Source organism: Agromyces tropicus (genome assembly GCF_039531345.1).
GTDB lineage: Bacteria > Actinomycetota > Actinomycetes > Actinomycetales > Microbacteriaceae > Agromyces > Agromyces tropicus.
The window spans coordinates 24103-37757 of the sequence record NZ_BAAAPW010000003.1 but is presented as its reverse complement, the minus strand read 5'-3'; the positions used below and the strand labels follow the sequence as shown (position 1 = coordinate 37757).

The following is a 13655-nucleotide window of genomic DNA, read 5'->3' as shown; positions in this document are numbered from 1 at the left end:
CGCGGATGCCGCGGGGCGGGCGCTGCGTGCAGACCCCGTCCCGCGGCAGCCCCGCTCGACCCGACGACCACCCGTTCGAGAGGAACCCCACGCATGACCGACGCCCGCCCGTCGACCCTCGCCGACGCGACCGTGCTCGCCGCCGATCCCGACTGGTGGCGTCAGGCGGCCGTGTACCAGATCTACCCGCGCAGCTTCGCGGATGCGAACGGCGACGGCATCGGCGACCTGAAGGGGATCACGTCGCGCGTGCCGTACCTCGTCGAGCTCGGCGTCGACGCCGTGTGGCTGTCGCCGTTCTATCCGTCGGCGCTCGCCGACGGCGGATACGACGTCGACGACTACCGCGACGTCGACCCGAAGCTCGGCACGCTCGCCGACTTCGACGAGATGATCGCGGCGCTGCACGCCGCCGGCATCCGCCTCATCGCCGACATCGTGCCGAACCACTCGTCGAACCGGCACGAGTGGTTCCGGGAGGCGCTCGCGTCGCCGCGCGGGTCGGCGGCCCGTGAGCGCTACCTCTTCCGCGACGGCGAGGGCCCGGACGGCACGGAGCCGCCGAGCGACTGGCAGTCGATCTTCGGCGGCTCGGCGTGGGAGCCCGTGCGCGACGGGCAGTTCTACCTGCACCTGTTCGCGCCCGAGCAGCCCGACCTGAATTGGGCGAACCGCGAGGTGCGCGACGACTTCCTGCGCACGCTCCGCTTCTGGTCGGACCGCGGGGTCGACGGCTTCCGCGTGGACGTCGCGCACGCGCTCGCGAAGGACCTCACGTACCCGCTGCGCTCGCACGCCGAGCTCGAGGCGACGAAGCTCGCGACCGACGGCTCGCACCCGCTCTGGGACCGCGAGGAGCTCGACGAGATCTATGCCGAGTGGCGCGCCGTGTTCGACGAGTACGACCCGCCGCGCATCGCGGTGGCGGAGGCGTGGGTCGCGCCGACCCGCCGCCACCGGTACGCGGCGCCGACGAGCCTCGGCCAGGCCTTCAACTTCGACCTGCTGCGCGCGAACTTCGACGCCGGCGAGTTCCACGAGATCGTCGACCGCAACATGGCCTTCGCGGCCGAGACGGGCTCGTCGAACACGTGGGTGTTCTCGAACCACGACGTGATCCGGCACGCGACCCGCTACGGCCTGCCCGACGACGACACGTTCGAGTACGACCTCGGCAAGGCGTGGCTGCTCTCGGGCGGGGTCACGCCCGCGGTCGACGTGGAACGGGGGCTGCGGCGAGCGCGGGCGGCGACGCTGTTCCTGCTCGGCCTGCCGGGCAGCGCCTACCTGTACCAGGGCGAGGAACTCGGGCTGCCCGAGGTCGCCGAGATCCCCGACTCGGCGCGCCAGGACCCGACCTTCTTCCGCAATGCTGGCGTCGAGGTCGGGCGCGACGGATGCCGCGTGCCGCTGCCCTGGGACGCGGACGCGTCGTCGTTCGGCTTCGGGCCCGTCGGCTCGGATGCCTCGCACCTGCCGCAGCCGACCTGGTTCGCGTCGTACGCGGTGTCTGCACAGGAGGCGGACCCGTCGTCGACGCTCTCGATGTACCGGCGCGCGCTCGCGCTGCGGCACGAGCTGCAGGGCGCCGAGAAGCTCGCGTGGATCACGCTGGACGGCGACGGCTCGGGCGGGGGCGCCGACTCGGGGCGCGCCGCCACCGACGTGCTCGCCTTCCAGCGCCCGACCGGATGGACCGTGGTGACGAACTTCGGCACGACGCCGTTCGCGCTGCCCGCCGGGCTCGCCGACCTCGAGGTGGTGCTCGCGAGTGGCTCGCGCGCCGCGGACGCGCCCGCCGCGGGCGATGCGGACGCTCGGTCCGTCGTGCCCGGCGAGACCACCCTCTGGCTCCGCTGACGGCGCGCCCGACCCCGCCGCGTGCCCCGTTCGAGTGCGATCTCTTCGTTCGAGCGCGACCTCATCCCGCACTCGAACGAGGAAATCGCACTCGAACACCCCCTCGGTAGACTGGCGCGCATGGCTGATTCGACGTTCGACATCGTGAGCAAGGTCGACAAGATGGAGGCGGAGAACGCCGTCAACCAGGCCCGCAAGGAGGTCGACCAGCGGTACGACTTCAAGGGCGTCGGCGCGTCGGTCGAGTGGTCGGGCGAGAAGATCCTGCTGAAGGCGACCTCGGAGGAGCGCGTGAAGGCGGTGCTCGACGTGGTGCAGTCGAAGTTCATCAAGCGCGGCATCTCGCTGAAGTCGCTCGACTCGGGTGAGCCCTACGCGTCGGGCAAGGAGTTCCGCATCGAGATCGCCCTGAAGGACGGCATCTCGCAGGAGAACGCGAAGAAGATCGGCAAGATGATCCGCGACGAGGCGCCGAAGTCGGTGAAGTCGCAGATCCAGGGCGACGAGCTCCGTGTCTCGTCGAAGAGCCGCGACGACCTGCAGGAGACCATCCGCCTGCTCAAGGCCGCCGACCTCGACGTCGACCTCCAGTTCGTCAACTTCCGCTGACCCGGGCGGGTCGGTTCGCGAGCGAGCGGATGCCGCGTTACGGCGTCTTCACGCGCTGCCGACGAGTGGCGTGATCGCGTCCAGTTCGCTTTGATGCGCAGTTCGCTCGACGTCGAGGTCGTACCGATTCTGGAGGTTGAGCCAGAACCGTTCGCTCGTCCCGAGCGCGCGAGAGAGCCTCAGCGCGGTATCGGGCGTGATGGCCCGCTTGCCGTGGACGATCTCGTTGATCCGCCGCGGCGGAACTCCGACGGTGAGCGCGAGACGGTATTGGCTGATCCCGAGCGGCTCGAGGAACTCCTCGAGCAGGATCTCTCCTGGGTGGATGGGCTCGTGTGCGGTCGTCATCACATCACCTCCTCAGTGGTAGTCGACGATCTCGACGTCTTCGGCTCCCGTCGAGGTCCAACGGAAGCAGATCCGGTATTGGTCGTTCACTCGTATGCTCTGCTGTCCGGCTCGATCGCCCCGGAGCGCTTCGAGGCGATTCCCCGGTGGCACGCGAAGGTCGTTCAGCTCATCGGCTGCCTCGATCAGGAGCAGTTTCCGATGTGCCATCCGCTGCAGATCGTGGCCGAACCTCGCCACTCGCTCGCGGTCGAACACCTTCCGGGTCGCGTCATCTGCGAACGAACGGACCACACCTCCGATAGTAACGCGCCGCGCTAATATCGCCAAACGTTATTACTCGGACCGCGAGCGCTGCGATGGCGTGCTTCGTCAACCTGACGAGCCCCGATCTTCGAGTCGACGACTGGAGCGCCTCCGAATTGACGACTCCTCGCATGCCACGCTTCAGCGCGATCGGAGGTCACCCCTCGGTCCGGCCCGGAACCGGCGCCGTCGTCGCACCCCTCAACCGATCCGTCCCGTACAGGAACACGAACACCATCCCGGTGATCATCGCCGGGATCGTGATCACGTAGACCAACTGCGGAATCTGCGTCATCTCGGGCTCGGCAATGACAGGTTCGCAAGCGACCGCCGCCAGTCCCCAGCAGCCCTCGACGCCCCGGCGCGACCGATCCCGCAACAACACGAGTCATGACCGCGGCCCGTACCCCTCCAACCACCGCGTGACCGCCGCGTACGCCGCCGCCCGCGCCGGCTCCCGCGACAGGAACACGTCGTGCAGCGCCCCGTCGATGCGCGCGACCGTGACGTTCGGCCCGAGCTTCAGCGACTGGCGCGCGATCTCGTCGACGACGAGCACGATGTCGGAGCTGAGCATCGCGTCATCCCACGTCGCCTGCAGCACCGAGCGGGTCGAGAGCAGCGTGAGCACGGGCGCGCCCACGTCGATGCCGGCGGCAACGGTCGCGTGGCCGGCGAGGATCGCGGTCAGCCAGGCCGGGTGCGTCGGGAACCCCCGGTCGGGCCGCCAGCGGTGGTCGTACTCCCACTCGCCGTCGAGCTCCTTCGCCACGGACCGCGTGTAGAAGCCGAGGTCGACGTTCGGTAGCGGCCCCATCGGCGCGAGGCGGGCGCGGAACCCGATCATCGGCTGGATCGCCTGTCGCCCGATGCCGCTCAGCTGGAACTCCAGCCACGGACTGTTGAGCACGAGCGCCGCCGCGCGGCCGGGGTTGCGCGCCGACCACAGGCTGAGCGTGAGCCCACCGGTCGAGTGCCCGAGCAGGATGAGCGGGCGGGCGGATGCCACGGTGCCGCCGTGCCCCATCGCGGCGAGCGCCGCCTCGAGGTCCTCGTCGTAGGTCGCGAGGTTCGTCATGTAGCCCGGCGTCTGCCCGTCCCGCAGGCTCCGCCCGTACTTCCGGAGGTCGAGCGCGAAGAAGCGGGCTCCGGCATCCGCCCAGTACTCGGCGAGCTCGGGGTTGAAGAAGTAGTCGCTCCAGCCGTGCACGTAGAGCACGTCGCACCCGGCGGCCGCGGGCGGCGGGGCGGATGCCTCCGGCTCGCGCTCCCACGGCCAGCGCCAGCGGCGCTTCGGCGCGCCGGGCTCGTCGTCGGTGTCGCGTGTCGCCGCGTCCCCGTTCCGGCCGAGGTACCGGACGAGTGTGGCGACGACCTCGCCCTCGTCGTCGGGCTCCAGCGGCAGGGTGAGTTGCTCGAAGCCGGGCCCGAGCACGTCCGGCCGCCAGTCGGCTGCATCCCCCATGCGGACCCCCTCGGGGCCAGCCTAGGCAACCGATGCGGGAGCCGTCCGGTCTTGACGCTATCGCCGCTTCGAACGATCCCGGCAGTGCCCGACTCGATCACAGATCGTGAAGCGGTGCGGATATGATCGTGCCACGTCGCCGATGGCCGAGCGCCACCTATTCCGGCACGTCCCAGTGATGCACCGGAGGGGTCATGCGGCTACGCCAGCAACTGAGAACGATGGATATCGAGCGTCTGGTCCTGCTCGCCATCATTGTGCCCCTGCTGTGCCTGACGTTCGTCTCGCTCTTCTCCCAGGCTCAGCGCGAATCCGCAGCCGGGTTCGTCGGGTTCCTCAACATCGCCTACCTGGTGCTGCTGGCGTCGTTCTACCTCGTCGTCGTGCTGCTGCTGTTCATCAGGAGGCCCGCCAGCGCTCGAAGGACTGGGGTGCTGCCCACCGCCGCGGCGTACGTCGGATCCTTCCTCCCGCTCTCGTTCGCGTTCCTCGGGGGCATCGAGGTCTCCCCCGGGGTCGAGCTGTTCGCCGTCTCCCTCATGACCCTGGGCATGGTGTTCACCGTCACGTCACTCGTCACCCTCGGTCGGAGCTTCGGCGTGGAGGCCAAGGTCCGGACGCTCGTCCAGCACGGCCCCTACCGACTCACCCGGAACCCGCTCTACGTCGGGGAGATGATCACCCTCATCGGGACCGTGTGCTTCTCGCCGAGCTGGGCCAAGCTCGGGATCCTCATCCTGATCGGGATCGTCCAGGTGTACCGAGCGATCCAGGAGGAGCGCCTGCTCGAGGAGCACATCCCCGAGTACGCGGAGTACAAGCTTCGGACGAAGCGCTTCGTGCCCGGCCTCTTCTGATACCAGCGGTTCCGGCCTCGGCAACCGGCGCCGGGACCGATCAGGAGAAGGCGCCGATGATGCCGATCACGGCCGGGTAGAGCAGTACGATGAACAGCACCGGCAGGATCGCGAAGACCAGCGGGAAGACGACCTTGATCGGCACCTTCATCGCCGATTCCTCGGCACGCTGCCGGCGCTTGATCCGCATCTCGCCGGACTGGACGCGCAGCACGTCGGCGATCGCGATGCCGTAACGGTCGGCCTGCTGCACGGCACGCACGAACCGCTTCAGGTCCGTGCAATCGGTGCGCGCGAGGAGCGCCGAGTAGGCGTCGCTCCGCGATCGACCGATGCTCATGTCCTGCAGGGTGCGGATGAGCTCCTCGGACAACGGTCCGCGACTCCCCTGCGCCGCCTTCGCCATCGCGGCCTCGAACCCGAGCCCGGCCTCGACCGCGATCGTCATCTGGTCGAGCGTGTCGGGCAGGGCGAGCAGGATCGCCTTCTGCCGGTCGTCGGCCCGGCTGGCGAGCATGATCTCCGGCGCGAGGAAGATGAGCACGCCGAAGCCGATTCCGCCGATGCGGAAGAGGAGGACGTCGGTCCCGAAGGCGGCCCCGAGGATGAGCAACAACGCGACGATCGTCACGACCAGCCGCACGATGAGGAACCCGCCGACCGTCCACGCCCCGGCTCGACCCGCGTAGATGATCTTCCGCTGCACCCAGCCGGTGTACCCCGTAGGCATGACGGAGGCGAGCGTCTCGGAGAACGAAGCCCTCTCGACTCGAGCGCGCTCGGTCTCAGTCGCGGGTGCGACAGCGGCGACGACGTCGGCCTTCACCGGGATGGTCGTGAACACGATGAAGACGAGCACGCCGATCGAGAGGGCGATGACGGCCACGGCGAGGTAGGCGATCCACATGCGAGACGCCCCCTAGAACTTCACTCGAACGGCGAGGAGCATCCACACCGTGCCGACGGTCATCAGGATCACGGCAACGACGATCGCCATCCAGCCCCACGGCGGCACGAAGAAGGGAGCGAGGTAGCTCGGCCGCAGCAGGAGCACGCCGAGGAAGACGCCGATGGGCAGCGCGATCAGGATGATCGCGGACAGTCGTCCCTCGGCGCTCAGCGCCTTGACCTGCCGACGGATCTGGTTTCGTTCGCGGATCGTCGCGGCGGTGCGCTGCAGCGTCTCCGAGAGGTTGCCACCGGTCGCCCGGTTGATCTCGATGGCCTGGGCGGCCCACGTGAAATCGTCGGATCGCATGCGGTAGGCGGTACTCATGAGAGCATCACCGAGGTCGCGACCGATCCTCGTCTCGTTGACGATCCGCGAGAACTCCTCCGTCGTCGGCGGGTCCGCGAACCTGGCGACGGAGTCGAGTGCCTGCGTGAGTCCATGGCCGGCGCGGAGGTTCCCGGAGACGAGCTGCAGGGTGTCATCGAGCTGGTCCGCGAATGCGGCGCGGCGCCGACTGGTTCGGATGGTCAGCAACGCCGAAACGAACAGGGGCGCGAGCGCGGCGAAAAGCACGGCCCAGAGGGCCGCCCACCACGACCCGAAGCCGACGAGCACGCCCAGCACAGCGAAGACCGCGGCCAGCGAGAACGTAATGAGGATCATGCCCGACGGCGAAGTGCGCACGCCGGCCAGTTCGAGGCGCTCCTCGTTGAACATGCCGCGGTTCCGCTGCGCCATCGCGGTGTCGATGACCGCGACCGTCTTGTCGGTCGCACGTGACAGCGCCGAGACGTACTCCTCGCCGGGAGCGATGCGGCGTTCCACGGCGACGCGCTTCGGCGGCGGTGCGATGACGAGGAGGACCAGTGCCAGCAGGGCGAGGATCGTGAAGATCAGGCCGAAGGCGAAGAGGAGGTTCACGCGATCTCCCCGATACCGTATCCGCGCGGCTCGTACCGGAAGATGCTCGCGGGAACCGCGATGCCGAGCTCCTCGAAGCGATCCACGAACCGCGGACGGACGCCGGTCGAGACGGCGTGCCCCCGGAAACGCCCCTCGGCGTCCATCCCCGCGGCGAAGTCGAACGCGAAGGCGTCCTGCAGCGTGATGATCTCTCCCTCCATGCCCTGGACCTCGGTGACCGAGACCACGCGACGCGTGCCGTCGCGCAGTCGCGAGATCTGGACGACGACGTCGATCGCCGAGGCGATCTGCTCGCGGATGGCGCGGAGCGGCAGGTCCATGCCGGCCATGAGCACGAGCGTCTCAAGTCGCGAGAGCGCATCGCGCGGGGAGTTCGCGTGGATCGTCGAGATCGATCCCTCGTGGCCGGTGTTCATCGCCTGCAGCATGTCGAGGCTCTCGCCGCCGCGGACCTCGCCGATGACGATACGGTCGGGCCGCATGCGGAGGGAGTTGCGCACGAGGTCGCGGATGGTGATCTCGCCGCGGCCCTCGATGTTCACCGGTCGCGACTCGAGGCGCACGACGTGCTCCTGCTGGAGCTGGAGCTCGACCGCATCCTCGATCGTGATGATTCGCTCGTCACCGGGGATGAACGCGGAGAGCACGTTCAGGAGAGTGGTCTTGCCGGTGCCGGTGCCGCCGGAGACGAGGATGTTCAGCTTGGCCCGGACGGCGGCGTCGAGCAGGGTCGCCATCTCGCGCGTCAGGGTGTCGAAGCCGATCAGGTCCTCGACCGTGTACGGCGTGCGCGCGAACTTGCGGATCGTGAGCGAGGAACCGTCGACCGCGAGGGGCGGGATGATCGCGTTGACGCGCGACCCGTCCGCCAGGCGGGCGTCGACGAGCGGCGACGACTCGTCGATGCGCCTGCCCACCCGGGACACGATGCGCTCGATGACGCGTCGGAGTTGCGGCTCGCCGGTGAACCGGCTCCGAGACTCGTACAGGCGCCCGGACCGCTCGACGAAGATCTGGTCGAAGCGGTTCACCATGATCTCGGTGACCTCCGGGTCGTCGAGCAGTGGCTCGAGCGGCCCGAAGCCGAGCACGTCGGCTCCGATCTCGGTGATGAGCCGGTTGCGCTCCACGGTCGTCAGGGCGACCTGCTCGGCCTCGACGATGAAGCCGAGCTCTTCGCGAGCGAGCGCGTGCAAGCGCTCCTCGGTCATGCTCGAGTCGTTGAGCCGCGTCCCGATGCGACGGAACAGCTCCTGCGCGGCGCGTTCCTTGAGGTCGGTCAGCGGGTCCGCGGCGTGCGTCGGCGCGGCATCGTCACCCGCGAGGGCCGCCCAGGTGCTCGTGTGCTCCTCGCGGGAGTCACCTTCGTTCGTCCGGGTTGATCCGCCACCGTCCGACGTGCCGCCGGGCGATGGCGCGCCCGACGCCTCGGCGCTCGCCGTGTCGCCCCCGGCGTCCTCCGCAGAAGCCGCCGGAACAGCGCGCTCCTCCGGCGCCGCATCGGGTTCCGCGGCCGTTGACGTCCCACCGGCATGCTCGATGAGGTAGTCCGGCGGCGCTTCGACGCCCGCGCTGCGGCGGGCCCCTCGGGCTCGTTCGAGTCGATCGCTCAGGCTCATTGCGCTGCCCTCGCTTTCCTGTGGATGCGCTTTCGGGTGGGGATGGCGTCGGGTTCGATCCGCTGGACCACGGTCCGGATCGCCCGCGCGGCGGGATCGCGAACGTCGTGGTGGATGAGCGGCGTACCGGCGTTCGAGGCGTGGACGACCCCGAGGGATCGCGGGACCTCCACGTCGATCTGCGCGCCGAGGATGCGCTCGGCGTCCTTCGGCAGCAGGCCGGTGTTCTTCTCGACGAAGTTCAGGACGATGTGCCGGTTCACGGGGAGCAGGTTGAGCGCGACGAGCAGTTCGAACTCCTTGCGCAGCGCCCGGAGGCTCGGCACGGTCATATTGGTGACGAACACGCCGTCCGTCGCTTCCTCGAGCGAGGCGAGCGTGTGCTCGCCGAGCCCGGGCGTGGTGTCGACCACGACGAACCGGAACATGCCAGCGAGGCGGCGGAGCAGGGCCGCGAGGGCCGCCGGCGGGATCTGGTCGGCCAGCTCGGGCGACGGCGGAGCGGCAACCACGAAGAAGTCGTCGTTGTGCCTCGTGAGCAGGGCCTTCATCGCGACCTCGTCCTCGCCGACGCCGACGACGTCGGAGAGCGAGTACTGCGGCCGGAGGTCGAGCGCGTTGGCGATGTCGCCGAACTGGACGTCGGCGTCGACGAGCACCACCGAATTCGGGTGCACCTCGGCGAGCCCCGCCGCGAGGTTCATCGCGGTGGTGGTCTTCCCCTGGCCGCCCTTGGGTGCGGCGACGACGATGATCTCCGAGCGGACTCCCTCGCCGATGGGCGGGAGGACCCATTCGGGTTCGGGTTCCACCTCAGGCTCTGGCTCGGGCTCTGGCTCGGCGAGCGGCGGCTCGACCGCGGTCTCGCCTGCCCGGTCGGGCCCCGGGCGGTCGACGAGGAACGACGGCGTCGAGTCCTCCTCGACGGCCGGCGACATGAGGGCGAACACGCCGGCGATCTCCTCCCGGCGTTCCTCGGCGGCGACCTCCTCAGCCGTGATCTCCGACATGCGCCCTGAGGCGACGAGCCAGTCGTCGAGTCTGGTGAGGAGCGCCTCCGTCGTGCCGTCGGCGGCCTCGGGGCTCAGCACGGCATGGATCTCCATGCCGTCGACCCAGTCCTCGAGGTCCGATCGCTGCTCCCGGACCACGATGAGCCCGATGCCCGGGTACGTCTCCGCGAGCGCACCGGTGAGCGACTTCGTCTCCTCGTAGCTCAGCAGCGGACCGAGCAGTGCGATCCTGGGCGACCGCTCCACCTGTCCCATGACCGAGTCCGGCCCGAAGGTCACGTACTCCCCCGGGACGACCTGCAGTCGCGCGCGGAGGAGCCGACGGAGCCGGGACTCGTACTCCGCGCTGCGGCTGACCAGGAGGTACCGCGTCACTGGAAGACGTTCTCTCCGGCTCGGAGTGACGAGCCACCGGTGTCCGTGCCTTCCGGCTGCAGCGTCAGCCAGATGCCTCCGTTGCCGTCCTCCTGCTGCTCGGCCCCGTAGGCGAGCTTCTCGGCTTGGGCGGCCGTGACCGCGAGCGTGACGAAGAAGGCGCTGATCTCGCGGCTGTCGTCGTTATTCGACTCACCGGTGGTCAGCGTGCTTCCGGCGGTCACACGGGTGACCAGGACGTCGTTGTAGATGAACTGGGTCTGCGCCGTCTGGTCGTTCAGCGCGATCGATCGGGTGTTCGTCGAGAGGAGAACACCGACCTTGTCACCCGCATTCACCTCGCCGCCGACGACCCGCTGCACCGAGAGCGCGACGGTGATCTCCTGCAGTCCGTCCGGGATCACGATCTCACCGGCGTCGGCGAGTTCGTCGGGCGACGAGAACCGCGCCTGGAGCAACTGCTCACCCGGAAGCAGTTCCGCGTTGGTGACCATGCCCTCGAGCGTCGACAGCTCGGTGACGATGTCCGGCTGGATCGCGATCGCCGGAAGCTCGTCGATCTCGAGGTACTCGGAGATCGACTCTCCCGGGGTTCCCTTCGCGACGCGATCCGTGACCACGTAGACCGGCTGGAACTCAGCACCTTCTGCAGCTCGCCGGTCGGCGGTCTGCACGTAGAGGAAGAGCGCCGCGCCTCCACCGATCGCGAGAAGGATGGCGACGATCGCACCGATGATCCGGATCACCTGGGGGCCTTTCTGTAGGGAGTCTGGCTTCGAGCCCGCGGGGGTCAGGACGCCGGGGGGAGAATTTGACGGACGATCGCCGCGCCGTTCGGCACGCCGTTGCCGAGTTCGAACGCGTCCTCGACGGAGACGTACTCCATGAAGTACCCCTGGACACCGCGGCAGGCGCCGACACAGCTCGGTGCGGTCGGATCGGTGTACGCGTTGCTACCGCTGATCTTGAAGCCGGTGACCTTGAATGCGGCGAACTGCTGGATGTGGAAGAGCACGTTCGAGCCACTGCCCGTGAACTCGTCGTAGATCGGGATGAAGACGGTCTCGCCGAGCAGCGCTGCCATGTACGCCTCGTCGCACGCCGTTCCGGTGGTGCTGATGCCCGGCTTGCTCAGGACCCAGGGGTTCGCGACATCGATCTCGATCGAGCAGTCGGTCGAAGGGAGCCAGCCGAATCCGCCCGGCGCGAACGCACCCGGGCACGTGATGCGGGTTCCGGTGTTGTACTCGACCAGGATCTTCGTCGGGTTCGGGACGCCGACCTGCGGCGGATGGTTGGCGAACTCGCAGTATCCGATGGCGAGCGCGAGCGTCGTGCCCTTGACGGGCTGCCCCCACTCGGCGGCGCCCGTGGCCGTGACGACCGTGGAGTCGCCGATGCCAGGGATCATCGAGGCGAGTGGGTGCCGGACGCCGAGGTCCTCCGTATTCGTCGTGACGACGACCGTGTTCTCGACCGTGTCGACGGAGACGGACTGGATGTCCTCGATGCCGTCGTTCGAGTCGTTCGCCCCGGCGATGCCGGAAGGGTCGGCGGAAAGGCACGCGGCCGCCGCCGCGTCCTTCGCGCACGCGATCGCAACCTGGAGTGCCGCCGCATCCGCGCCGTTCTGCAGCTCCGCCTTCTCGGCGTACAGGGCGCCGACGTCGACCGCGATGCCGCCGAAGCCGAGCAACGGGATGAGTAGGAGCCCGAACATCACCGCGCTCGCGCCGCGCTCGGAACGGAACCGCTTCATCAACCGCCGCATGGGGTGGCCGCCTCTCCAGTGAGATTCAAGGTTGCGCCGAACGCGCCAGTCATCAGGGTCGACTGGTAGCTGACCGTGACGCTCATGACCGCGCCGGAAGTGCACGTGCCCGGGCTGAACGCGATGTTTCCCGCCCCGAGCCCAGGATTGAGCGACGGAGCCGCTTGGATCGCCGCGGTGACCGCAGCGCCCGAGTCGTTCGAGATCGCCATCACCCGGGATGCGGCACGCGCCGCGTTCGACAGGGAGATCTGCTGGTTGTAGAGGCGGCTGAACTCCATGATGCCGAGCACGAGCAGCACCAGTACCGGGATGATCAGCGCGAACTCGACCGCGGCGGCACCGCGTTCGTTTCGGCGTCGGCTCATGCGCCTGCTCCTAGGTACGGCGACGCGGACCTCGGCGTCGCCGAGGTCCGCCACGCGGTCAAGCGTCAGAGGGCGCCAGCGACGTTACCGAACATGCCGTTCAGGGCGCCGGCGAGCAGGCCGAGGCCGGCGATGATACCAAGCGCGACGATCGCGATGATGAGGCCGTACTCCGCCGCGTTGCCGTCCTCGTCCACACGGAGCGAGTTCAGGCGGGCCTGCGCCTTCGTGATGAGCTTGAGCATGAGAGACACCCTTCGGGTCGTACTTCGAGTTTGGGGTGCCGCCCACAGCTGCAAGCGGCCCGTGAACCGTATCGATACGAACGAATCGGACGCTATGCCCCACTTCGGGGTACCCCTTGATTGGGGACAGGCCGGGGGACAACCGTGACCTCGCCGTAACCCGATCGTCCGGAATCCGATGCTAACGTGGTCGGCCGTTCGGGGGACAACCGCCCCCGCCGTAGGGGACACGCCAAGCCGACGGTGCCGATGGCGCCCGCCCTCAGCCCCCCAGCAGCACCAGCGCGACCATCGCTCCGCCGAGCATCGACGGCCCGAACGGGATGGATCCGCGCAGGGTCACGCGCCGCAGCGCGAGCGCGATGATCGCGACGACGCCGCCCACGAAGAACGCCCCGATGAGCCCGCCGATCCACATGAGCCAGCCGAACCAGCCGAGCGCGAGACCGAGCGGCAGCGCGAACTTCACGTCGCCCATGCCCATCGCCTTCGGCGAGATGAACGCGAGCGTGAAGTAGAAGAGGAACATCCCCGCCGAGCCGGCCGCCGCCCAGGCGAGGGCGAGCCACTCCCCCGTGATCGCCGAGGCCACGACGAGCAGTGCGGCGACGGCCCCGAGCGTGGGAAACACCATCGCGTTCGGCAGCCGCTGCTCGGTCAGGTCGACGATCGAGAGGGCCACGCCGGCAGCTGCCAGCACCAGCAGGGCAGGGAGCACCGGATGCCACTCGAACCGCCACGCCAGCAGCGCGAAGACGATGGCCGTGGCACCTGCCGACCAGCCGCGCAGCGCGCGCAGCGACATCCGTTCGCTCCGGTCGCGCCGGATGTCGCGGTCCGTCCAGGTCGCGATCGGCCACCAGCCGATGATGGCGCCGGCGAGCAGCGCCCCTGCGGCGAGGGCGAGGGGGGCGACGGGCATGGTGTGCAGCGTAGCGTCCCG

General features: G+C 69.0%; 16 protein-coding genes. 3 read left to right on the top strand and 13 right to left on the bottom strand.

The window, feature by feature from the left end:
* Positions 1-93: 93 nt before the first annotated feature.
* Both ABD230_RS11215 and ABD230_RS11210 read left to right on the top strand, forming a co-directional pair.
* Positions 94-1860 carry a glycoside hydrolase family 13 protein gene (locus ABD230_RS11215; protein ID WP_344373448.1) on the top strand — a complete coding sequence of 589 codons (1767 nt, stop codon included), beginning with the start codon at positions 94-96 and terminating at the stop codon, positions 1858-1860.
* 120 nt (positions 1861-1980) lie between these two features.
* Positions 1981-2469 carry a YajQ family cyclic di-GMP-binding protein gene (locus ABD230_RS11210; RefSeq protein WP_344373446.1) on the top strand — a complete coding sequence of 163 codons (489 nt, stop codon included), beginning with the start codon at positions 1981-1983 and terminating at the stop codon, positions 2467-2469.
* Positions 2470-2517: 48 nt separating this feature from the next.
* Here ABD230_RS11210 and ABD230_RS11205 read toward each other — a convergent pair whose 3' ends face one another.
* The 4 genes from ABD230_RS11205 to ABD230_RS11190 all read right to left on the bottom strand — a co-directional run bounded on the left by ABD230_RS11205 (position 2518) and on the right by ABD230_RS11190 (position 4588).
* Positions 2518-2817, bottom strand: coding sequence for a HigA family addiction module antitoxin (locus ABD230_RS11205; protein WP_344373445.1), 300 nt, complete (start codon positions 2815-2817; stop codon positions 2518-2520).
* Positions 2818-2829: 12 nt separating this feature from the next.
* Positions 2830-3111 (bottom strand): type II toxin-antitoxin system RelE/ParE family toxin, encoded by a 282-nt coding sequence (locus ABD230_RS11200; RefSeq protein WP_344373443.1) that lies wholly within the window; start codon positions 3109-3111, stop codon positions 2830-2832.
* 169 nt (positions 3112-3280) lie between these two features.
* On the bottom strand, positions 3281-3418 hold the full coding sequence (locus ABD230_RS11195) for a hypothetical protein (RefSeq protein WP_344373439.1): 138 nt from the start codon (positions 3416-3418) through the stop codon (positions 3281-3283).
* A gap of 93 nt (positions 3419-3511) precedes the next feature.
* Positions 3512-4588 carry an alpha/beta hydrolase gene (locus ABD230_RS11190; RefSeq protein ID WP_344373437.1) on the bottom strand — a complete coding sequence of 359 codons (1077 nt, stop codon included), beginning with the start codon at positions 4586-4588 and terminating at the stop codon, positions 3512-3514.
* A 221-nt stretch (positions 4589-4809) separates the two neighbouring features.
* Between ABD230_RS11190 and ABD230_RS11185 the strand changes: the two genes are divergently transcribed.
* Positions 4810-5445, top strand: coding sequence for a methyltransferase family protein (locus tag ABD230_RS11185; protein WP_344373434.1), 636 nt, complete (start codon positions 4810-4812; stop codon positions 5443-5445).
* 40 nt (positions 5446-5485) lie between these two features.
* Here ABD230_RS11185 and ABD230_RS11180 read toward each other — a convergent pair whose 3' ends face one another.
* The 9 genes from ABD230_RS11180 to ABD230_RS11140 all read right to left on the bottom strand — a co-directional run bounded on the left by ABD230_RS11180 (position 5486) and on the right by ABD230_RS11140 (position 13634).
* Positions 5486-6352 (bottom strand): type II secretion system F family protein, encoded by an 867-nt coding sequence (locus ABD230_RS11180; RefSeq protein ID WP_344373432.1) that lies wholly within the window; start codon positions 6350-6352, stop codon positions 5486-5488.
* 12 nt (positions 6353-6364) lie between these two features.
* The gene (locus tag ABD230_RS11175; protein ID WP_344373429.1) at positions 6365-7318 is read right to left on the bottom strand and encodes a type II secretion system F family protein; all 954 of its coding nucleotides are present in this window, start codon (positions 7316-7318) and stop codon (positions 6365-6367) included.
* Entirely contained in the window at positions 7315-8940 is a 1626-nt protein-coding gene (locus ABD230_RS11170; protein WP_344373426.1) for a TadA family conjugal transfer-associated ATPase, read from the bottom strand. The genes ABD230_RS11175 and ABD230_RS11170 overlap by 4 nt, the downstream gene beginning before the upstream one ends.
* The gene (locus ABD230_RS11165) at positions 8937-10328 is read right to left on the bottom strand and encodes a CpaE/TadZ family protein (protein ID WP_344373424.1); all 1392 of its coding nucleotides are present in this window, start codon (positions 10326-10328) and stop codon (positions 8937-8939) included. Before ABD230_RS11165 ends, ABD230_RS11170 begins: the two co-directional genes overlap by 4 nt.
* Positions 10325-11074, bottom strand: coding sequence for a Flp pilus assembly protein CpaB (cpaB, locus tag ABD230_RS11160; RefSeq protein ID WP_344373422.1), 750 nt, complete (start codon positions 11072-11074; stop codon positions 10325-10327). Before cpaB ends, ABD230_RS11165 begins: the two co-directional genes overlap by 4 nt.
* 44 nt (positions 11075-11118) lie before the next feature.
* On the bottom strand, positions 11119-12087 hold the full coding sequence (locus ABD230_RS11155; RefSeq protein WP_344373420.1) for a TadE/TadG family type IV pilus assembly protein: 969 nt from the start codon (positions 12085-12087) through the stop codon (positions 11119-11121).
* On the bottom strand, positions 12087-12521 hold the full coding sequence (locus ABD230_RS11150; RefSeq protein WP_344373418.1) for a TadE/TadG family type IV pilus assembly protein: 435 nt from the start codon (positions 12519-12521) through the stop codon (positions 12087-12089). The genes ABD230_RS11155 and ABD230_RS11150 overlap by 1 nt, the downstream gene beginning before the upstream one ends.
* 11 nt (positions 12522-12532) lie before the next feature.
* Positions 12533-12712, bottom strand: coding sequence for a Flp family type IVb pilin (locus ABD230_RS11145; RefSeq protein WP_344373416.1), 180 nt, complete (start codon positions 12710-12712; stop codon positions 12533-12535).
* Positions 12713-12974: 262 nt separating this feature from the next.
* Positions 12975-13634 carry a prepilin peptidase gene (locus ABD230_RS11140; RefSeq protein ID WP_344373415.1) on the bottom strand — a complete coding sequence of 220 codons (660 nt, stop codon included), beginning with the start codon at positions 13632-13634 and terminating at the stop codon, positions 12975-12977.
* Between the last annotated feature and the right edge of the window lie 21 nt (positions 13635-13655).